The sequence below is a fragment of the Legionella quateirensis genome, from assembly GCF_001467955.1.
In the GTDB taxonomy this organism is placed as follows: Bacteria; Pseudomonadota; Gammaproteobacteria; order Legionellales; family Legionellaceae; genus Legionella; species Legionella quateirensis.
In genome coordinates, this window is record NZ_LNYR01000034.1 from 346,836 (window position 1) to 366,999 (window position 20,164).

Here is a 20,164-nt window from a genome sequence, read left to right on the forward strand (position 1 = left end):
TTTTGTGCCAATTGCGCACTTTCACGCTGATTTCGTTCTTCCTCTTCTTGCGCTAAACGTTCTTCATCTTGTAACTGTTTGGCTAATTGTTCACTGGTGTCTGGAACAGGATCATCATGTTTAACGTTCTGATGTTCCGATTCCATTGCCAGCCTTTGTGCCAATTGCGCACTTTCACGCTGATTTCGTTCTTCCTCTTCTTGCGCTAAACGTTCTTCATCCTGCAACTGTTTGGCTAATTGTTCACTGGTGTCTGGAACAAGATCATCCTGTTTAACGTTCTGATGCTCCGATTCCATTGCCAGCCTTTGTGCCAATTGCTCACTTTCACGTTGATTTCGTTCTTCCTCTTCTTGCGCTAAACGTTCTTCATCTTGTAACTGTTTGGCTAATTGTTCACTGGTGTCTGGAACAGGATCATCATGTTTAACGTTCTGACGCTCCGATTCCAATGCCAGCCTTTGCGCTAATTGCTCACTTTCACGTTGATTTCGTTCATCCTCTTCTTGCGCTAAACGTTCTTCATCTTGCAGCTGTCTGGCTAATTGCTCACTAGCGCGTTGATTTAGTTCTTCATTTTCAAAACGTTCTATGTCTCGTAATATTTGGGCTAATTCTTCATTTGCTTCGAGTTCTTCATGCAGTGTTTTTTCAGGTTCCACTGGAAATAAGGTCTGAGGTACAGGGACTCTAAGTTGTTTGAGTACCAGTTGTTCTCTTTCATCCAATGCGGGTTTAAACCCATCAAGAGCTCGAATCCAGTTTTCAAAAATTTGATATGGTTCAACTTCTACAAATTCATATTGGTCAATAAATCGACGCGTAATTTCAGATAAACCGTTCCCAAGTAAATTGACTGCATAAACTTTGGGAACTGAATTAATATTTTCAATGTATTTCAGTATCTGAGTTGTTGCTATATTAATTTCTGCAATTTCATAGTCAAGTTGTAATGATTCATTGTGTTCTTCCAAAGTTTTTGCATTGATTTGAATATGTTTTTTTAATAATTCAAATCCATATGGATTGACCCCTGTATTTTCACCCAAAAGCTGAATGACTCCGTTCAGTTGGGTATCGTCGTAGTTTTGAACATTAAGACTTTCCTGTCCTTTATCCGTTCTTTCCCAATGACCACCCGCTTGAGCGCCATCCAATCCTCCTTGATGAAAGATATGAACTGTGGACAGTGAATTTGGGGCTTCAAGATTGGTCACTTGTCCATTCTGAGGATGATAAGTCAAACTTAAACCTAAATCTTTGCTGACGTATTTATAAACTTCATCAGGCGCCAAACTTGCATAACGACCGGTATGGGGTTGTATCTCCGTCATGCTGTTGATGTATTCTTCGGTTGTTGTATCGTTCGCCATCGCTATGCCGGGAACAAACTCATCTTGAGCCATAGGCTCCTTCATAAACACACGTAATGGAGGACCTAATATGATTTGAGTATCAAAGGCATTATAGCAATTCATAATACCCGCGAACTTATTCCAGGAGAATTCAGAAGGATCAAATCCATAAAAAGCTGCGAATATATTTTTTAAATTAATATAACCGGCTCTATGCTGGTTATCATAAAGTTCATTCTCACCAAATTTTAGAATTTCATCTTTTATTTCAGGGGTAAGCGCATGTAATGGACAATTATTTAATACTGCTGAAAGCTTGGGGAACGGCATTGATTGAGCTCCAATTTTATATAGATAAATTATAAGGTATTTTAGTTAAGGAATTATTAAGGAAACATTATAAAACAGGTGCTGAGAGAGTGGGATGGTTTCATTGCCAAGATTAATAGATATCTAGCTTTAATTTAGATAGTACCATTGAATTTGGGTTTAAAATTCTGGATATTTGAGAATAAATAATGGATCTTCATAATGGGTATATCCCCTGGCTCAGTTTTTCTCTACAATAGAACTTTAAATTAATTTTAAGTAATTATGTATAAACCATTGGCTCTTTTTATAGGGTTACGCTACACCAGATCAAGAAAAAAAAATCATTTCGTTTCTTTTATATCGTTAAGCTCCATGTTGGGTATTGGTATGGGGGTAATGGTATTGGTAACTGTTTTATCGGTCATGAATGGATTTGATCATGAAATTCATAATCGATTTTTTGGTATGGCACCAGAAATAACTGTAACCGGGCCTGATGAAAAATTAGCAGATTGGCCTGCCCTGGAAAAAAAAATAAAGACCATTCCTCAGATAAAAGCAATTGCTCCCTATGTTGGAGGTCAAGGTTTGCTGACTCATGATGGGCAGGTGTTGCCCATAGTGCTTACGGGTGTTTTGCCAGAGAAAGAAATTGCAGTAACTCATCTTAATGATAAGTTGCTTGCTGGAGATATGAATAATCTGAAGCATTTTGGCATTATATTAGGTAAAGGTCTTGCTGATACCCTTGGTGTGATGATGGGAGATAAAGTGACTATCATGATTCCTCAGGCAACGGTTACCCCGGCAGGCATGATCCCTCGTTTTAAACGATTTACTGTGGCTGGTGTTTTTTCTGCGGGTACTGGATTTAACTTCGATACCAAGCTTGCTTTTATCAATCTGGCTGATGCACAAAAATTATTGCAGTTAGGTGACGATGTTACTGGTCTTAAAATGAAAATTGATAATGTATATCAGGCACCTGAGCTATCAGATAAATTATCCAATATATTAGGTGAAGAATATCAGGTAGGAAATTGGACGCAACAATTTGGTGCATTTTTTGAAGCAGTAAAAATGGAAAAAACCATGATGTTTCTTATTTTAATGCTCATTATTGCTGTCGCTGCTTTTAATTTGGTTTCCTCGTTAGTTATGGTAGTCAATGACAAACAGGCTGAAATTGCTATATTAAGAACAATTGGTGCTACACCTTCTACCATACTCTGGGTATTTATTGTTCAGGGCATGATGGTTGGAATCGTTGGTACTGGAATGGGATTAGCTGGAGGATTGGTATTAGCGAAGAATGCTACAGCCATAGTCAATTGGTTACAGAACCTGTTTAATGTAAAAGTATTGTCATCCAGTATTTATTTTGTTGATTATTTACCTTCAGAAATCTTATTCAGTGACTTATGGCATGTCTGTGTTATGGCTTTATTAATGAGTTTTGCTGCTACAATTTATCCTGCCTGGCGCGCTTCAAAAACAGTGATTGCGGAGGCTTTACATTATGAGTGATTCTATTTTAAATAGTCAAAGTTTAGCCAAATCTTATAATGATGGTGCTTCAAAAGTAGAAGTATTGAAAGGGATTGATTTAAATATTGCGAAAGGTGATAGTGTCGCGATAATTGGCCCATCAGGTTCCGGGAAGAGTACTTTGTTGCACTTGCTTGGTGGATTGGATAAACCAACCAGCGGTTCAATCAGTATCAATGATGTGAACTGGCAAAAAATAAGTGAAAAGCAACGTTGCCAATTACGTAATCAGCGGTTAGGATTTGTATACCAATTTCATCATTTGTTACCTGAATTCACGGCGCTTGAAAATGTAGCCATGCCCTTATTAATAGCGGGGATGCCGGTCAAGCAGGCTGAGCAAAAAGCCTGTGACATGTTGGAACACGTTGGGTTAAAGCCCAGACAGGAACATAAACCGGCCCAACTTTCAGGAGGAGAGCGGCAACGCGTCGCGATTGCCAGAGCTTTGGTACATCAGCCTCACTGTGTTTTGGCAGATGAACCTACAGGTAACCTGGATCAGGCAACAGCTACAAAAGTTTTTGATTTAATGTTGGATCTGAACAAGCAAATGAAAACAGCTTTGGTGATCGTAACGCATGATAGGGAAATTGCGAAACGTATGGATAGAGTCATGATATTGCATGAAGGAACCTTATCAGTACAGGATTAGTTTTATAACAAGGAGTAAAAAGGATGTTTACAAAAGTTGATGGAACAGTAGATCAAGCGAATGTTGGTTTATCTGATGGTACCAAACAGGATTCTTCGTCTGTATCCCAAGAAATCCCAGTACGGTTTTTTGCTCATAGAAGAGAACGATCGATATCTTTTCCTTTAATAACTAAAAAGGTGGATGGTTCAGATGAGGGCAAATCTACAGAAGTACCCGTGAAAACCCAGTTATTAAAGTTTCTTAAAGAAAATGAACGAAGGATGTCTGATGTTAGAGACTTTGGAACTCCTATATTGCGCAGGTCCGAGAACAAAAAGTCTGAAGCCCCAGTAAAACCGGAACTTCAGAAATCAGAAATGTCTACTCAGTCAGATAGTGATCCGATTCAAGCAGAGTGCGGATCACCTCGTCCCTAAATTTAAGCTAGTAATCTGCATGTCCTGGTGTGCGTGGAAAAGGTATCACATCACGCACATTGGCTACGCCGGTAACATAACTGATCAATCGTTCAAAGCCCAGACCAAATCCTGAGTGAGGTACAGTGCCGTATCGGCGTAGATCTCGATACCATTGGTAATGTTCTTTATTCAGGTTACATTCATCCATCCGTTTATCCAGAATAGCCAATCGTTCTTCCCTCTGGCTGCCGCCTATAATTTCGCCTATGCCGGGTGCTAAAACATCCATTGCCGCAACAGTTTTTTCATCATCATTCAGCCTCATATAGAAGCCTTTAATTTCTTGTGGATAATTGGTTAGAATTACAGGCTTCTTGCAGTGTACTTCTGCCAGATAGCGTTCATGTTCCGATTGCAAATCAAGTCCCCAACTGACTGGAAACTCAAACTTGTGATCAGTGGTTTCAAGAATTTTTATGGCATCAGTATATGTCATTACTTCAAAATCAGATTCTGCTATCAGCTCTAAACGCTCTATACAGCCAGGCGCGACAAACTGGTTAAAAAAGTCCATGTCATCAGCGCGCTCATCAAGAACAGTTTTGCATAAATAGCGCAACATCTTTTGGCTTAACTCACAAATATCGTTCAACGTAGCAAACGCAATTTCTGGCTCTACCATCCAGAACTCAGCTAAATGACGACTGGTATTGGAGTTTTCGGCACGGAAGGTCGGACCGAAGGTGTAGACCTTGGACATGGCCATGCAATAGGCTTCAAGGTTTAATTGACCAGAGACGGTAAGAAACGTTTCTCTGCCAAAAAAATCTTTGGTGAAATCGATTTGTCCTTGATCATTTTTGGGGATGTTTAACAAATCGAGAGTTGAAACCCGGAACATTTCGCCGGCACCTTCACAATCACTGGCAGTAATAATGGGGGTGTGAATCCAGAAAAAGCCTTGTTGATCATAAAATCGATGAATGGCCTGAGCCAGACAATGGCGAATCCGGGTTACCGCGCTAATGGTATTGGTACGTGGACGTAAATGAGCAACATCTCTTAAAAACTCCAGAGTATGTCTTTTGGCCTGGATAGGATAGCTGTCTGGATTTTCCACCCAGCCTGCTACTTCAATGTGTTCAGCCTGGATTTCAAAAAATTGACCTTTACCCTGTGAGGCGACTAATTTACCGGTAGCAATGATGGAACAACCAGCATTCAGTTTTATGACCTCTTCATGGTAATTGGATAAGCTGTCAGTGGCTACTATCTGTATTGGAGAAAAACAGGAGCCGTCATGCAAATTAATAAAGGACAAACCAACTTTTGAATCACGTCGGGTTTTCACCCAACCTCTTACCGTAACGGTTTCATCAACACTGATTTCACCATCCAGACATTGTTTTATAGTAAAGACTTCTGTCATTATGTACTCCAAAATCGATAAAAGCATTTTTTAGGGCTGTTAAGCTATCGCCATATTGACCTGGATAGCGACATGTCAACAGTCCTCGTTTAATATGCGATGATACACTAAATAAAATCAGTGGGGGAACACTATGATGCAAAGAGTTTTATTGGTATTGCTATGTTTTTGTTCTTTTTTAGCTACTGCTGGCGATACTGTATTAAAACTGTATAGACCGTTTGGTGAAGTGGTTGAGCAAGTGGCGCCAGTAATTAAAAGTAAATTGACTGGAGCGTGTTTTACCCAGTCCAGGTTAATCCTGCGAGAAGACGCATGGCGTTGTCAGGCTGAGGGTAAAATTTATGATCCCTGTTTTGTAAAAGCAGGAAGTAAACAAATGGAAGCCTTATGTCCACAATCACCGTGGGAAGGTGATAGTGTTCTAATACAAGTGAGTGCCCCATTAAATAATGAAAATCATTCTACTCTGGATATGTCACGTGCTTTTCCCTGGGGCATAGAACTGGCAAATGGCGAGCATTGTCAAGCGATTGAGCCATCTGAGGTATATGATGCCATGCCGATACGTTATCGCTGCAGCAATCACAATGTATTAATTGGTTATCTTCAAAGGTGTAAGACTGTATGGAGCATGTTAGAGAAAACACCTCAAGGAGTAGTGACAGTTGAATTTACCAGGGCTTGGTTTTAATGTGTTTTTTTCACCTCGATCCTGTATTACGCTTCGCTAATACAGGCTACCAAGCGTTGAGCCTTGGGGCGTAAGTTCTGTACATTTAAATCTGATTATGATATCAATAATTCAAGAAAATTTTTGATTCAGTCATTCTTTCCCTCCTGGGCTGTATCTTAAATGATTTTCGATGAGGGCTCTGCATAACTTTTATGGGGGCTTTCATATGATTCCTGAGCTGAAACTTCATCAGTATACTAAGAAAGAAATTCTGTATAAATCAAATCAATTGATGACTGATTATGAACATTATGGAATTATTTATCTGAACAATTTTTTAGATTCCTCAGATTTGGGTTCTTTATTAACAGAGCTTAATCACGCTAAAAATAAAGCGGAGGAAGATATTAGAACTCTATGGGGGAATAGGCAGGTTGTTTTTTATTCCAAGAATGCCGTGAAATCGACTGCTCCAGCTCATGATTATGTAACGGAGGATTACTTTCTGCAATCACATAATAAAGCACATGTATTTTATGAAATGCATGGTGACCGGAGATATGTCAATCGGATTGGTCATGGTCTTCATTTAATGGAATCTTTTTATACTTTGCGGCACCTTGTTTATCATAATCCTTATCTCGCTACTGTTTTAAAAACAATTGGATTCATTAAACCAATATGTCATCTCAGTGTTTATATTCCTAAACATGCTTATGAAATAGGAAGCGTGGTACGGCCTCATCAAGAGTCTACTTTTGCTTATACTGAACCACAATCTGTGGTTGTATTATGGATGGCACTAGAGGATGCAACACTTCAAAATGCGTGTATGTGGGGTATTCCTGGAAGTAATAAATGGCCTCTCCAATATGTATCCCGCGTGGATCATCAATTGAAAATCCGTAAATTTGAACGCCTGAATGTCGAGATGGAAATTCCGGATTTTGAATTGCAAGGAGAATTATTTATGCCGTTGGAGGTCAAGGCTGGCGATGCTTTATTGTTTCATGGAAATTTCATTCATTGCAGTCCGGTTAATCGTTCCGCTTGTTCCAGGAGCGCTTTATCTTTGCAATTTATAGAAACTCATAACGTACAGTATCCAGGAACAAACTGGTTACAACCCAGGAATAACCAATTTATTTATGATTTATCCTTAGCTCAGGAGCACAGTCAAGGAGAAATCCATGTATGATAAAATTGAATTTTTTAAAAGTTATTGTTCTCGAGCTACTGAAAAAAAGATACTTGTTGAATCCATTGGCACTCGCTTAACCCCGCTGGATGATAAAGCAAAAATTTTAGATCTGGGTTGTCATGATGGCACATTAATACGAACTATTATTACTCGTTATCAACACCGTATTTCAGATAAGTTGAATATTGTTGGAGTTGATCCAAGTCAAAGGGCACTGGCAGAATTTTCAGCACATGAATTTTCTAAAAAATATTCGATTAAAACGTATAAGGGAACTGCTGAGGATTATTTTTCACGACATAACGAGTATTTTGATTGGATTTTAGCCTCTCAAAGCCTGTATTGGTCGCCTGACCTTGGGTTGATAATTCGCCAGATGTACCAAAACAGTGACTCCGCATTAATTGTTTTAAGAGGTAAAACGGGAATTTTTGAAATTCAAACTCAGTTTAAAGAGTATTTAGGAAACAAACAGGAGCAGTTATATTCTGCTGATGATGTGGAACGGGCACTTGTGGCAGAGCAGATTCCGTTTATCAAAGAACGTCATCAGACCTTTATCGATTTGCCTCAATACAATGCACCAGAGTTTAACTGGTTAATCGCCTTCTTTTTACAGCTGGAAGACGCAGACACCTCACCCGATCTCATCTCCAGAGTCAAGGACTATATAGTGCAAAAATCAATTGCCAACAGCTTGCAACACGATGTTGTATTTTTTTGGTTGGGTCAGACTGCCTGTTAATTTTAAATTGGGTGAAGTATTTTGAGTAGCATTTTAGTCAATCAAAAATCTATTATATTACTAAATGAATCAGGTTGTGTTTTATTTTCCTTAAGGTTTGCTTAATAATCGCCCTGTATAATAATTGACCTCAATAACCAATCAATCAAATGACGTCCATTATGACTAAAAATACTTATCCAGAAGAAGTCGTGTATTTTAACGAAACTATTAAATCCAGAATATCGATGAAAAAGGAGTTTAAGCAAGAACGTAAGGTAATGAGGATATTACCTTTTAATCATCCTGATAACTCCTATTTAAGTTTTGAGCAGCAACAGCGGTATGTTGTGCAGTACTCGGAAGAGGACAGCATTTTTTTTGCGGATGAAGGTGAGCAAATTGAAGATGGTGAATATCAATTCGTTTTGACTTGTGAAGAACATCCCCGTTTGCTGTATAGTGATACCTTGCATCATTCCGCTTTATCTAACGGTAAAAAAGTACTTGCAGCCGGCAGTTTGATTTTTTCTGACGGGTACCTTGAAAAAATTACCAATAACAGCGGTCATTATCGGCCAACTGATGATGAAATGTTGGACGTTATTAAAGCGTTATATACAGCAACCGACGGCAGATTAATACGATATAAAAGTTATTGCACCAAGGTGCCTTTAGAATATGCAGTGCATGAGCTAATCACATTAGATGAGTTTGCTGACGCAAAACCTCTTGCAAAAGGTGAGGTTGTAGACCTTGTAACCGGTTTAAGATCAAAAAATCATTACGATGACAGTATTGGATCTTGTTCTGTACCTAATAATGATCGTTTTGGGCATGCACTCCGGGCCGAGTTGAAAGATAAATATGATAATATTCTTTCAAACCCGAATACGTTTTTTTCCTTCTCTTCTTCAGATTTTAATGAAACTGATTTTAATGAATCTGAGAGTGTTGAACTAGGATGTAATGGTCGTAAATTATCCAGGTAACAGGATTTAGTCCGTACTTGAATAAACTCAAGACTTACGAAAAACGCCCAGTTTCTTTCTTAGATGAAATTTGGGCTTTTCGCAAATCCTGGGATTTTATTTTGGCGAAGCATCTTGAAAAGCCGGTATGGTCAAACAATAATCATTTATTTCATTGATTAACGGATAACTCTCCATAGCAAAATTGAACCGATGCGCATTATAAACCTGAGGGATTAAACACAGGTCAGCAAGACTAACTTGATTGCCGTAGCACACTGGTTTACTGCGGTCGAGGTGTTTTAATCGCTCCTCAAAGGCATCAAATCCGATTTTTAGCCAGTGATGGTACCATGCTGTCACTTGCTCTTCATTCGCTTTAAACTGTTCTCTCAGGCGATTCAGTACTCTTAAATTATTAAGCGGGTGCATGTCGCAAGCAACAATCAAAGCCAGCGATTTGACAGCAGCTTTCATCAATGGATCCTGAGGAAGCAATGGAATTTCCGGATGGATTTCTTCCAGATATTCAATAATGGCTAATGATTGATGGATGATATGACCATCAATCTCTAAACTGGGCACCAGTCCTTGTGGGTTTTTTTCTTTATATTCCGGTTTATTTTGCTCGCCGTCATTATGAATTAAATGTACTTCCTTCTTTTCATAAGCAATATTTTTGAGATGCAGAGCAATGCGAACCCTGTAGCAGGCTGTCGAACGGAAATAGTCATACAAAATCATGAAGGATCCCATTGATAGCTTTTAACTGTTTGATCTATCGCACCAAAAATACTGTTGCCTTGAGCGTCCAGCATTTCTATTCGTATTGAGTCTCCAAAATGCATGAACGGTGTTTTAGCCTCACCTGATTCAATGATTTCCAACATTCTTTTTTCAGCGATGCAGGATGAACCTTTGCTGCGATCGAGATTGGATACTGTTCCAGAACCTATAATTGTACCCGCAGTTAATGTTCTTGTTTTCGCTGCATGTTGAATCAATTCAGGAAATGAGAACGTCATATCAACTCCGGCATTTGGTTGACCAAATAATGTTCCATTCAAATGACTTAACAGGGGTAAATGGACACGTTGGCCATCCCAACTGGAGCCTAATTCATCTGGTGTAATGGCTACTGGAGAAAAACTGCTGGCTGGTTTGGATTGAAAGAAGCCAAATCCTTTTGCCAATTCACCAGGTATCAGATTACGTAGCGATACATCATTAACCAGCATCAATAATTTAATATGTTGTTGAGCCTTCTTGCTGTCGATTCCCATGGGGACATCATCAGTGATGATGGCAATTTCGGATTCAAAATCAATTCCATAGGATTCACTGGCAACAAGAACAGGATCTCTGGGGCCAATAAAGGCATCAGAACCGCCTTGATACATTAATGGGTTAGTCCAAAAATCAGCCGGCATTTCTGCTCCTCTGGCTTTTCGAACCAATTCGACATGATTTACATAGGCGCTGCCATCAGTCCATTGATACGCTCTGGGAAGAGGGGAAGTGCAGTTTTGAGGATCAAAAGCAAAGGAGCCTTGTACAGACCGTTCATTCAATCGCTGATAGATGGCATTCAGATCGGCCTCTACCTGCGCCCAATGATCTAGGGCATATTGTAAATTGGGAGCAATAGAACTCACTTTAATTGCTGTGGTCAATGATTGATTGACCACACATAATTCACCATCTCGGGAAGAAGATGATTTTAAACTGGCAAGTTTCATTTTGACCTCTTAACAGTATTCTTTCAGGGTGCCACGTTTGACTTGATCTCTTTCGATCGCCTCAAATAAGGCCTGAAAATTACCTTCACCGAATCCCTGATTTCCTTTACGTTGAATAATTTCAAAAAATACAGGTCCAAAAATATTTTCAGTGAAGATTTGCAATAGTAATCCGTGTTTGGGATCCACTTCTCCGTCCATAAGAATTTTTTCCGCATTCAGTTGGTTCACCGGTTCTTTATGCCAGGGCAGCCTTGTGTCGAGCATTTCATAGTAGGTATCTGGAACATCAAGGAATTTAACTCCTTGCTCTCTTAAACTATGAACTGTTTTATAGATGTCATTAGTAGACAAAGCGATGTGTTGAATGCCTTCCCCTTTATATTCATGCAGGAACTCTTCGATTTGAGATAAATCGTCTTTGGATTCGTTTAACGGAATCTTGATTTTTCCACAAGGACTTCCCAGCGCTCTACTGACCAGACCGGTCATTTTACCTTTAATATTAAAAAAGCGAATTTCCTGGAAATTAAAGATCGACTCATAAAATGCAGCCCATTTATCCATATTACCGCGAAACACATTATGGGTCAGATGATCGATGTGGACCAGGCCATTGCCAACAACTGGATCGGTAATTTTTATGTTCCACTTTTGAGCAAAGGGTTGATGCGTGTCATCAACAAAATAAATTACACTGCCGCCAATAGCTTCGATAGCCGGCAAACCGTGATGGGTATGAGCAGAATCTTCAAATGCGGTTGCTCCATGAGAAATGGCAAATTGAAAAGCCGCCTTGGCATCTTTCACCTTGAATCCCATAGCACAGGCTCCAGCGCCGTGAGTAACGGCATGAGCTGCAGCTTGACATTGGGTTGCCGCGTTCACTATAAACTGAATATCACCTTGTTTAAATAAAGTGATGTCCTGATCCTGATGCGTTGCTACGGGTTGGAAACCCATATCGATAAATTGTTGATATAACTTACTTTTATCCGGTCCTGAAAATTCCAAAAAGGCAAAGCCATCTAATCCGCAGGGGTTGTTATTTGTATCCATTATCAGGTTCTCCTTGTCTACATGTCACATTATGCTTGTACTCATTTACAGGGGAAAAGAGTACTAGTTGATGGGTTGTACCAGAAATAATCCATCAGCTATAGCCAATAAACTGATATGAACTCGGTGATCGTTTTTAATCAATTCATTCAATTTTTTAATTTCCCTTGTTTGCCCGCTTACATCATTTGGATTGATCACATTGCCATCCCAGAATATGTTATCTATGGCGATTAATCCTTTGGGTTGAATCAGTTTTAAGGCTAATTCATAGTAATTAAGGTAATTGGTTTTGTCGGCGTCAATGAATATAAAATCAAATTGATGCTCCCATCCTTCATTTAATAGGGAATATAAGGTTTCCAGTGCCGGGCCAAGGCGTAATTTGATTTTTTGATCCTGTTGAGCAGCTTGCCAAAATGGATGAGCCCTTTTAGTCCATTCTTCGCTGATGTCACAGGTAATCAACTGACCATCATCAGGTAATGCAAGTGACATTGCCAGAGCGCTGTACCCTGTGAAGGTTCCTAATTCCAGAACCTTTTTGGCACCGATCAGTCGAATCAGGAATTGCATAAATTGTGCTTGTTCTGGTGCAACCTGCATATTAGCAAGTTCCATAGTCGATGTTTCTTTGCGCAAGTCCTTTAATACAGGGTGCTCGCGCAAGGATTTATCAAGCATGTATTCATACAATTCAGGAGTTAGTGGTAAATGTTTCATATAACTACTCAATCAAGCCAGTTTTTCTTGTGCTAAAGTATCTGCAATTTCGCTGGCAGGTAAGTTATCTTTAGCAGAACGAGTAAAGATTTCAGTTAATGAAGTATAGATTCCATCGATCTGATCATTTACTTTATCTTCAGGAGTATGCAAATATTTGGACGCAGCAAAAATTAAACCGCCCGCGTTAATGACATAATCCGCTGCGAATAAGATGCCTTTTTCATGCAGTTTTTTGCCATGAAAACTATGTGCCAGCTGATTGTTCGCCGCGCCAGCTATAACAGTGGTCTGGAGCTGAGGTATTGTAATATCATTAATGATTGCGCCCAATGCACATGGAGAAAATACATCGCAGGGGACTTTATGGATTACATCCGTACTTACCGGTTTTGCGCCAAATTCATTAACCGCTTGTTCTACCACTGCTGGCGAAATATCAGCAACAGTAAGGGTCGCGCCTAATTCATGTAAATGCTTGGCCAGTAAATAACCTACATGTCCTAGACCCTGAATTGCTACATGCAGTCCTTTCAGGTTGTCCTTTCCTAGCTTAAATGCTACAGCTGCCTGAATACCACGTAAAACGCCTTTTGCTGTTGATGGTGATGGGTCTCCGTTGTGTTTGGACAAGCTGGCAACATAGTCTGTATGCTCGGCAATTACATCCATATCATTTAAAACGGTTCCACTGTCCAAAGCGGTAATGTATCTGCCATTCAGTTCGTTAACAAATTTACCAAATTGATGCATGTATGCAGTGCGGTTAAATGAACCTTTAGGTTTCATTATTACCGATTTTCCTCCACCCAATGGAAGATTAACTGAAGCTGCTTTAAAGCTCATACCTCGTGCCAAACGCATGGCGTCTTTCAGTGCTGCTGCTGTGTTGGGGTATTCAATAAAGCGACAGCCACCCAGAGCCGGACCCAATTTCGTGCTGTGAATGGCTATCATAGCTTTCATTCCAGTTTCAGGATCCACTTTAAAGTGTAGGTCCCCAAAACCATGGGACAATGCGTACTCGAGGAAATCATCTTCTGCTATTGTTTGGTTGTTGTTAGTTATATTGTCAACAGACATCATTTGTTCGGCTCCTCTTGCAATAATTTGCGACAAGTTATAGACCTATTCGATAATTAAATCAATGGGAAGATTTCAACATGTGGGATAAACGATGGTATTTGGCGCACCTTGAAAAAAATTGTTCTAAAATTTAGTGTAAATTGGTTGGGGTATCACTGTGATTTTGAGTTATTTTTTAAATGATAAACTCCTTTATTATGCTGCAATGCATTATATTATGTTGCGACGCACCATTTGATGCTGCGCCGCACAAAAACCTGGACTCAATTTTCTGATATTAGGGTGTGTTGACAATTCACCAAAATACTCCCACCGTCCCGCGACTTGTTCGCGGGAGCCAGAGATCGAGTATCATTAACAAACATAATGTATTCATCAAAATTGAACTGGATCCCGCGAACAAGTCGCGGGACGTCGAAATAGGAATTTTCAACACACCCTATTAAAAGATAAACTGTTTTTCTACCTCTTCAATTAGAGGGATTGTTGACAATTCCTATTTCGACATCCCGTGATTTGCTCTTGAATGAACCTCACTATCTACGCCATCCTCGCTAAAGCGCTGAGTGAACCTGATATTTAATGACTCACTAGGTCGATATTAAGCATAGATGAGTAAAATTTACGTCATTCCCGCGAAGGCGGGAATCCATGCATCAAATTAGCACCTGATTGTGTTGGCTCAAGGGATCCCCGCCTTCGCGAGGATGACGTTATTTTGATCAGCGTGAATCAACAAATCCTATAAAATGATTAATTAAATGCCAGGCTTCCTCAGCGCCGAAGCGGGGATCCATGCAACAATGTGGGGTAGCGCCAATTTGCAGGATGGATCGCCGCATTCATGAAGAAGACGGATAAAAAGCGACGCACTCTCAGGAATATGTCGCTGGACGTTGGGAATGATTTGGTGTCTTGGGGGTTGCTGGTATACACTATTTTAAACATAAATTCTGAATGGAGAGAATCATGAAACAGGTTACCGGGATCCTTGCTTTAATGGCTTTTACCCCTATTGCATTAGCAGGTGATGATGTTCCTCAATTGGTTCTTGATAAAGTTTTGTTTCAAATATCCGCGAAACAATGGGTTACAACTCAAACCGCCTTGTTGAATGTTAGCATCAATGTGACATTGAGTAGCGCTGATTTGGTGAGGGCGCGCGCTGATATTATGGACAGTTTGAATAAAATCGCTAAAGGTGATTGGCATTTAATTGAATTTGATCGCTCTCAGGACAGTTCCGGATTGGAAAAACTTTTTGTGCAGGCACAAGCGCGAGTAGATCAATCTGCTTTAACTGATATTTATCAAAACGCCAAGTCGGTCAGCATGCCTGGGGCTAAATATGAAATCAGCGGTGTGGAGTTCAAACCCAGTCTGGAAGAAACTCAGGCCGTTCGAGCTAAAGTGCGTGAAAAATTATATCAACAGGTTACTGAAGAACTGTCGCGAATGAACAAAGCTTATCCTACTCAAAACTACAGTTTGAGTAACCTGGTATTTTTTGAGGGTGATAATATTCCGCCTCAACCAAGACCGTATCAGGCAAAAGAAATGAATACTGTTGTTATGGCAGCCGCAGCTCCTGCACCATTAACGGTAAGTAATGAGTTGGTATTGACTGCCTATGTTGAAGCAGCCTCCAATCGTAAACAGGGGAATTAAGTTGTTGGTTGTAGATAAAGTTATTGGTCATCGAGGGGCATCAGGATATGCTCCTGAGAATACCCTTGCGTCTTTTGACAAGGCACTGTCTTTGGGGTGTCGGTTCATTGAATTTGATGTGATGTGTAGCGCGGATGGTGAGCCTTACATTATTCATGATGACAATTTAAAAAGAACAACTAATGGACGCGGTGAGGTCGGGCAGGTCGAGTCGGCATACTTGCAAAGTCTGGATGCGGGTTCCTGGTTTTCCAGGCAATTTAAAGGGGAGAAAATTCCTCATTTCAGAGATGCTTTAAAATGGTTGTCTTTTTCTGACGTTAAGGCCAATATAGAAATTAAACCCTATCCGGGTACTGCAGAGCAAACGGCAGTGGCTGTGTTAAGTCACATTAACCGTCATTGGCCTCAAGGTAAGGATTTACCTCTGGTTTCCAGTTTTGATTGGGAAGCGTTACTTTTATGTAGAACGATTGCTCCGGAGATGCCATTGGGTTTATTACTTCATGAATGGGATGATCAATGGCTGCTGAAAGCAAAACAACTGGATTGCTTTTCGGTTCATTTTAATCGAAAAATATTAACCGCGGATCGAGTAAAAGCAGTAAAAGATGAAGGTTATACCGTTTGCGCCTATACAGTGAATCGAAAACGTCAGGCAAATAAATTATTTAATTGGGGTGTAGATGCTGTCTTTAGTGATTATCCAGATTTATTAACATGAAAGGACTAATCCTATTCCTTTTGGCTGTACTGAATACTTCGTTAGCCCTGGCTAAACCGATAGAGCTGGTTCTATGGCATGGTATGGCGGGTCATTTGGGTGATGAAGTACGTTTGCTCACTGATGAGTTTAATAAAAGTCAAAATGAATACAGTATCAAACCAGTCTATAAAGGGGATTATATTGAAACGCTGACCAGTTTTGCTGCAGCATTTCGAGCGCATCAGGCTCCGTCAATAGTCCAAATCTTTGAAGTGGGTACTGCGATTATGTTGTCTCCGAAAGGAGTCATCAAACCTGTAAATGCTTTGATGCAGGAGCAGGGAATGAGCCTGCCAGAAGAGGATTTTATTCAATCGGTACGTGAGTTTTATAGCAGGGATGGGCAGTTGATGGCCATGCCTTTTAATCTTTCTGCTCCTGTTCTGTATTACAACCTGGATGTATTGGCAAAAGTTGGGTACAGCAAGGCAAATTTTCCACGCACCTGGGATGAGATGGAAGTACTGGCTGAACACATTAAAAAAGCCGGTTATGATTGCACTTATACCACGGCATATCCCGGCTGGATTTTGTTTGAGTCTTATTTGGCAATACATGGTTTGCCTATTACCGATACCAATCCAGTCAGGGCAGTATTTGAAACACCTCAGTTGGCTCGGCATTTTGAACGATTAAAGCGCTGGCATAATCTGCGCTATTTTCGTTATGGGGGGCGTGTGGATGATGCGACCATTCTGTTTACCAGCGGCGTTTGTCCTTTGTTTAGCCAATCATCTGGTGCTTATAACAGTTTGTCAGCTTTAGTCCCTTTTCAATTGGGTGTTGCAGCCATGCCTCTTGATACACAGGCCAGCAAAGTAAGACATGCCAATGTAGCTGGAGGCGCTGCGTTATGGGCTGTCGCTGGGCAAAATGAAGTCAATTATAAGGGTATTGCTCTGTTTTTTAAATTTATCGCAAAACCGGAGATTCAGAAGCGTTGGCATGAACATACAGGGTATCTGCCTTTAGGTTTAAAAGGGCGGTACAGTGGAATAGTCGAATCAAGTCATCATCCTGCTCTATTAATTGCTCGTACTGATTTGGAAGATCATCTTCAGGGTGGAGCTTTAAAACATACAGGCCCACAAAATCAGATACGTGGTATTAATGATGAGGTTTTAGAAGCCATGTTTGCTGGGTTAATCAGCTCCAATGAAGCCTTACATGAAGCCGTTGAGCGTTCCAATCACATCCTGTTGCGATTTACTCGAAATACTCAATGGGAAGAAAAAAAATCGGTTCCATCAAAGTTAGGGTAGATAATCCCTTATCTACCTTTTAACCGACTCATCCGTAATTAAAAAAGTACCACTTAGTATTTTAATTGGGTCTCGTTATCGAGAGTGTTGCTTGAACGTCGGAACCATGCTGTTTTTCTATCCAATCTACTAACTTGGTGCGAAATGCTAAAAAAAACAAATTAAATCTACTGGCTGATCGAAATTGAGCTAATGCATCACCGCGATATAGGGTCATCAGCTCATCGGGCGTAGTTAAATTTAGATTGAGGGCTATTTTGTCCATATGAAAACAGATATCAGTCAAGCCAGGGTTTTCTAATTTGATTTTACCATCAATAATTTCTTCATTATTTTTTTTTAAATCTCTAAGAGTAAAATGATGGTGATAAAAATAGGAACTGTCTTTCCCATCCGTATTTTTTAATTTATCATTTGCTCCCGCAACTCCCAGCTCTTCAATTAAATCATCGAAATGATAAAAGGACGCCCAATGGAGCGCCGTCATACCATGGCTGTCTTTTTGATTGACGTCACATTTCAGCTCCTGCATTTTTGCCAAAATCAGCCGGGCTGCTTCACTGTCTCCCAATTTGCACGCTAAAAGTAAAGGGGTATTTTGATATGAAGGTTGAATAAGTAACCTGTGATTAGCGAAGCTTAAGGATGCTCTTAGATTGGCTAAATTACGTTCAATAATACTCAGGTGTAAGGGGTTATTTGATGAAACTCTATCATCGTAGCTGTCTGTAGAAGGTTGGGTTAGTTGACAATAAAGAGGTAGGAACTTGATGATGCTTTCTTGTAAATCTTTCTGTTGAAGTTCTGGTTGAAAAGCAGTTAAAAAGGCTTTGACTACCTCCATTTCATCCAATCTTGGTAAAACCTGCTTCAATATAGGTTCTTGTAATAAATCATTTTCTTGAAGCGAGTTAAATAATGTTTCAAGCGTTTCTATCGATGTTTTGTTGTGTAAAAAGGGAATAATCTCTTTGAACCATTCCTGTTTTAGTACTATGGTTTGGTTCATGGAATTGAAGAAGCTGTTTAATGCGCTAATCTCTTTGATAGTTGGGGTTCTTGCGATGATCCAATCAGCAATTATCGGAATCAATCCTGGCGAAGCAACTCGAGTTAAACTGAACAGTTCAAAAAGGAGATACCACTCATTATACTCCTCATATTCATCATGATTATCTGGACTTGGGTAAATGCGAAGAGGAGCTAGCCTGGTGATATTCGTATAAAGTTCCAGTTTATTTTTCTGGGCTAGACGACAAATGAGTTCGAATGATTTATCGTCTTTTTCCTGGGTCATCAATATGGAATCGATTAAGGCTTTGCCGGTCTCTGTGCTGGTATTTTGATCAATAAATACTTGTAGCGCCAATTGGGGATTGCTAAATTTTTTTTGCTTTATGAAACTGACTAAATGCCCTAAGTGTGTTAGATAATCCATTATTGATGGATAAAATTCAGTACTGGCTGAAGCATTACTGAGTTCTTCTTGAAGCACTGTATCTATTTCATCAAGTTGAACGGATTGTTTATTGATACTAAGAGACAGTTTATCAAGAAGGGTGCTTTTTTTGATATCAGAAGCTGATGCAGACATAATTATTCCTTTAACTATTATTAATTGGGCATAGACGCTATTTCGAAATCATCTTATGTTAAAAAAAATCACTTAACAACGGACAAAATGAATTTATCTTGATTTATTTTGGATAGAACTGATAAAACGCCCAATCGCCGAGTTCAACGTAATTTGTATTTGATTTCTTCGGTCATCCAAAATCCCTGATTAAAAATTTATGTTGCTTTGGTTTCAAAGTGTTCTTAAGTCGTTCCTGAAATAAATTAAGAATATTTTGGTGGTTTTCAACATAAGGCTGTATAGTTAAATCAGATGGATTGTTAATGATATCAATAGGATGGAATTATGATGATACGGTTATCCAAAATTGTACTTGTAGCGGCAGTTGCTTTTTATTGCCTGTTAACAGCCTTTGGGAATATTACTGATTTTTCTTCGAATCTACCAGCTGTAGAGAAAGCATTATCGATGAAGGATATATTCCCTGGATCGAAAATTACCTATAGAGCCATCACAAACCCCGAACTTCAGCATGCAGCCTATATTGGTATTATTACTTTGGAGACATTAACTACTCTTCTTTGCGCACTAGGAGCCTGGAAGCTTTTCCGTGCAAGAAAAAAAGAGGCTTCTGTCTTTAACCACGCCAAAAACTGGTCAGTAGCTGGTTTGACATTAGGATTTCTAACCTGGCAAGTTGTGTTTATGTCTATTGGTGGTGAATGGTTTGGTATGTGGATGTCTCCCATGCTGAATAATGCGATAACAACGGCATTTCACATATTCATTATGATTTTGGCGGTTTTGATTTATTTAGTGATTAAAGACGAGTAACGGTCGGGCTTTGGCTCAGGAAAAAATCAAAAGTAGCCCGGATGAAGCACAGCGCAATCCGGGAGGTCTATGCGCAGCATAGTACAATTTAATCGGTGCCCGCTTCGCGGGGCTTCCTGGATTACGCGCTTCGCACTTCATCCAGGCTACTTTAAATACAGAAATTGTGTAGCTTGAGG

The 20,164-nt window shown here is 39.8% G+C and carries 19 protein-coding genes; 11 read left to right on the forward strand and 8 right to left on the reverse strand.

Features of this window, described 5'->3' with window-relative positions:
• A partial coding sequence (locus tag Lqua_RS18530) for a hypothetical protein (protein WP_202972755.1) occupies positions 1-1,685 on the reverse strand: 1,685 nt, incomplete at its 3' end.
• Positions 1,686-1,949: 264 nt separating this feature from the next.
• Between Lqua_RS18530 and Lqua_RS12910 the strand changes: the two genes are divergently transcribed.
• Genes Lqua_RS12910 through Lqua_RS12920 form a run of 3 tightly spaced genes read left to right on the forward strand, consistent with a single transcriptional unit; the run spans position 1,950 to position 4,289 of the window.
• A complete protein-coding gene (locus Lqua_RS12910) occupies positions 1,950-3,194 on the forward strand; it encodes a lipoprotein-releasing ABC transporter permease subunit (protein WP_058474687.1) in 1,245 nt (414 codons plus the stop codon).
• Positions 3,187-3,870, forward strand: a complete 684-nt coding sequence (gene lolD, locus Lqua_RS12915) for a lipoprotein-releasing ABC transporter ATP-binding protein LolD (RefSeq protein ID WP_058474688.1) — start codon at positions 3,187-3,189, stop codon at positions 3,868-3,870. The genes Lqua_RS12910 and lolD overlap by 8 nt, the downstream gene beginning before the upstream one ends.
• A gap of 23 nt (positions 3,871-3,893) precedes the next feature.
• Positions 3,894-4,289, forward strand: coding sequence for a hypothetical protein (locus Lqua_RS12920; RefSeq protein WP_058474689.1), 396 nt, complete (start codon positions 3,894-3,896; stop codon positions 4,287-4,289).
• 7 nt (positions 4,290-4,296) lie between these two features.
• Here the strand turns inward: Lqua_RS12920 and asnS are convergent, their stop codons facing one another.
• Complete coding sequence (gene asnS / locus Lqua_RS12925) at positions 4,297-5,700, reverse strand: asparagine--tRNA ligase (protein ID WP_058474690.1); 1,404 nt, start codon at positions 5,698-5,700, stop codon at positions 4,297-4,299.
• A 133-nt stretch (positions 5,701-5,833) separates the two neighbouring features.
• Between asnS and Lqua_RS12930 the strand changes: the two genes are divergently transcribed.
• From Lqua_RS12930 to Lqua_RS12945, 4 genes are all read left to right on the forward strand, one after another.
• On the forward strand, positions 5,834-6,394 hold the full coding sequence (locus Lqua_RS12930; RefSeq protein WP_058474691.1) for a hypothetical protein: 561 nt from the start codon (positions 5,834-5,836) through the stop codon (positions 6,392-6,394).
• A gap of 208 nt (positions 6,395-6,602) precedes the next feature.
• Positions 6,603-7,574, forward strand: a complete 972-nt coding sequence (locus tag Lqua_RS12935; protein ID WP_238585580.1) for a phytanoyl-CoA dioxygenase family protein — start codon at positions 6,603-6,605, stop codon at positions 7,572-7,574.
• Positions 7,567-8,322, forward strand: coding sequence for a class I SAM-dependent methyltransferase (locus Lqua_RS12940; RefSeq protein WP_058474693.1), 756 nt, complete (start codon positions 7,567-7,569; stop codon positions 8,320-8,322). Before Lqua_RS12935 ends, Lqua_RS12940 begins: the two co-directional genes overlap by 8 nt.
• Positions 8,323-8,483: 161 nt before the next feature.
• Positions 8,484-9,293: a hypothetical protein gene (locus Lqua_RS12945; RefSeq protein ID WP_058474694.1), complete on the forward strand. Its 810-nt coding sequence runs from the start codon at positions 8,484-8,486 to the stop codon at positions 9,291-9,293.
• A gap of 96 nt (positions 9,294-9,389) precedes the next feature.
• On the opposite strand, the gene maiA is transcribed toward Lqua_RS12945, so the two are convergent.
• From maiA to Lqua_RS12970, 5 genes are all read right to left on the reverse strand, one after another.
• On the reverse strand, positions 9,390-10,016 hold the full coding sequence (gene maiA, locus Lqua_RS12950; protein ID WP_058474695.1) for a maleylacetoacetate isomerase: 627 nt from the start codon (positions 10,014-10,016) through the stop codon (positions 9,390-9,392).
• The gene (locus Lqua_RS12955) at positions 10,013-11,011 is read right to left on the reverse strand and encodes a fumarylacetoacetate hydrolase family protein (protein ID WP_058474696.1); all 999 of its coding nucleotides are present in this window, start codon (positions 11,009-11,011) and stop codon (positions 10,013-10,015) included. Before Lqua_RS12955 ends, maiA begins: the two co-directional genes overlap by 4 nt.
• Positions 11,012-11,020: 9 nt before the next feature.
• On the reverse strand, positions 11,021-12,070 hold the full coding sequence (gene hppD / locus Lqua_RS12960) for a 4-hydroxyphenylpyruvate dioxygenase (protein ID WP_058474697.1): 1,050 nt from the start codon (positions 12,068-12,070) through the stop codon (positions 11,021-11,023).
• Between the two features lie 63 nt (positions 12,071-12,133).
• Entirely contained in the window at positions 12,134-12,793 is a 660-nt protein-coding gene (locus Lqua_RS12965) for a class I SAM-dependent methyltransferase (protein WP_058474698.1), read from the reverse strand.
• 12 nt (positions 12,794-12,805) lie between these two features.
• Complete coding sequence (locus Lqua_RS12970) at positions 12,806-13,879, reverse strand: Glu/Leu/Phe/Val dehydrogenase family protein (RefSeq protein WP_058474699.1); 1,074 nt, start codon at positions 13,877-13,879, stop codon at positions 12,806-12,808.
• Between the two features lie 969 nt (positions 13,880-14,848).
• Between Lqua_RS12970 and Lqua_RS12975 the strand changes: the two genes are divergently transcribed.
• The 3 genes from Lqua_RS12975 to Lqua_RS12985 are packed head-to-tail and all read left to right on the forward strand — an operon-like array spanning position 14,849 to position 17,575.
• Positions 14,849-15,547, forward strand: coding sequence for a hypothetical protein (locus Lqua_RS12975; protein ID WP_058474700.1), 699 nt, complete (start codon positions 14,849-14,851; stop codon positions 15,545-15,547).
• Entirely contained in the window at positions 15,510-16,271 is a 762-nt protein-coding gene (gene ugpQ, locus Lqua_RS12980; protein WP_420798065.1) for a glycerophosphodiester phosphodiesterase, read from the forward strand. Before Lqua_RS12975 ends, ugpQ begins: the two co-directional genes overlap by 38 nt.
• Entirely contained in the window at positions 16,268-17,575 is a 1,308-nt protein-coding gene (locus tag Lqua_RS12985; RefSeq protein ID WP_058474701.1) for an extracellular solute-binding protein, read from the forward strand. Before ugpQ ends, Lqua_RS12985 begins: the two co-directional genes overlap by 4 nt.
• Before the next feature lie 61 nt (positions 17,576-17,636).
• Here Lqua_RS12985 and ankQ read toward each other — a convergent pair whose 3' ends face one another.
• Positions 17,637-19,169, reverse strand: coding sequence for a Dot/Icm T4SS effector AnkQ/LegA10 (ankQ, locus tag Lqua_RS12990; RefSeq protein ID WP_058474702.1), 1,533 nt, complete (start codon positions 19,167-19,169; stop codon positions 17,637-17,639).
• A gap of 327 nt (positions 19,170-19,496) precedes the next feature.
• On the opposite strand from ankQ, the gene Lqua_RS12995 reads away from it, so the two are divergent.
• Positions 19,497-19,985: a DUF2165 family protein gene (locus Lqua_RS12995; RefSeq protein ID WP_058474703.1), complete on the forward strand. Its 489-nt coding sequence runs from the start codon at positions 19,497-19,499 to the stop codon at positions 19,983-19,985.
• Positions 19,986-20,164 lie beyond the last annotated feature (179 nt).

What these genes read in the sequence shown, in the direction of transcription:
- hppD (WP_058474697.1), bottom strand. Translation starts at nt 12,070, where the DNA reads ATGGATACAAATAACAACCCCTGCGGATTAGATGGCTTTGCCTTTTTG.
- Lqua_RS12910 (WP_058474687.1), top strand. Translation starts at nt 1,950, where the DNA reads ATGTATAAACCATTGGCTCTTTTTATAGGGTTACGCTACACCAGATCA.
- Lqua_RS12995 (WP_058474703.1), top strand. Translation starts at nt 19,497, where the DNA reads ATGATGATACGGTTATCCAAAATTGTACTTGTAGCGGCAGTTGCTTTT.
- lolD (WP_058474688.1), top strand. Translation starts at nt 3,187, where the DNA reads ATGAGTGATTCTATTTTAAATAGTCAAAGTTTAGCCAAATCTTATAAT.
- Lqua_RS12970 (WP_058474699.1), bottom strand. Translation starts at nt 13,879, where the DNA reads ATGATGTCTGTTGACAATATAACTAACAACAACCAAACAATAGCAGAA.
- Lqua_RS12940 (WP_058474693.1), top strand. Translation starts at nt 7,567, where the DNA reads ATGTATGATAAAATTGAATTTTTTAAAAGTTATTGTTCTCGAGCTACT.
- Lqua_RS12920 (WP_058474689.1), top strand. Translation starts at nt 3,894, where the DNA reads ATGTTTACAAAAGTTGATGGAACAGTAGATCAAGCGAATGTTGGTTTA.
- Lqua_RS12945 (WP_058474694.1), top strand. Translation starts at nt 8,484, where the DNA reads ATGACTAAAAATACTTATCCAGAAGAAGTCGTGTATTTTAACGAAACT.
- asnS (WP_058474690.1), bottom strand. Translation starts at nt 5,700, where the DNA reads ATGACAGAAGTCTTTACTATAAAACAATGTCTGGATGGTGAAATCAGT.
- ugpQ (WP_420798065.1), top strand. Translation starts at nt 15,510, where the DNA reads ATGTTGAAGCAGCCTCCAATCGTAAACAGGGGAATTAAGTTGTTGGTT.
- Lqua_RS12930 (WP_058474691.1), top strand. Translation starts at nt 5,834, where the DNA reads ATGATGCAAAGAGTTTTATTGGTATTGCTATGTTTTTGTTCTTTTTTA.
- Lqua_RS12955 (WP_058474696.1), bottom strand. Translation starts at nt 11,011, where the DNA reads ATGAAACTTGCCAGTTTAAAATCATCTTCTTCCCGAGATGGTGAATTA.
- Lqua_RS12975 (WP_058474700.1), top strand. Translation starts at nt 14,849, where the DNA reads ATGAAACAGGTTACCGGGATCCTTGCTTTAATGGCTTTTACCCCTATT.
- ankQ (WP_058474702.1), bottom strand. Translation starts at nt 19,169, where the DNA reads ATGTCTGCATCAGCTTCTGATATCAAAAAAAGCACCCTTCTTGATAAA.
- Lqua_RS12985 (WP_058474701.1), top strand. Translation starts at nt 16,268, where the DNA reads ATGAAAGGACTAATCCTATTCCTTTTGGCTGTACTGAATACTTCGTTA.
- maiA (WP_058474695.1), bottom strand. Translation starts at nt 10,016, where the DNA reads ATGATTTTGTATGACTATTTCCGTTCGACAGCCTGCTACAGGGTTCGC.
- Lqua_RS12965 (WP_058474698.1), bottom strand. Translation starts at nt 12,793, where the DNA reads ATGAAACATTTACCACTAACTCCTGAATTGTATGAATACATGCTTGAT.
- Lqua_RS12935 (WP_238585580.1), top strand. Translation starts at nt 6,603, where the DNA reads ATGATTCCTGAGCTGAAACTTCATCAGTATACTAAGAAAGAAATTCTG.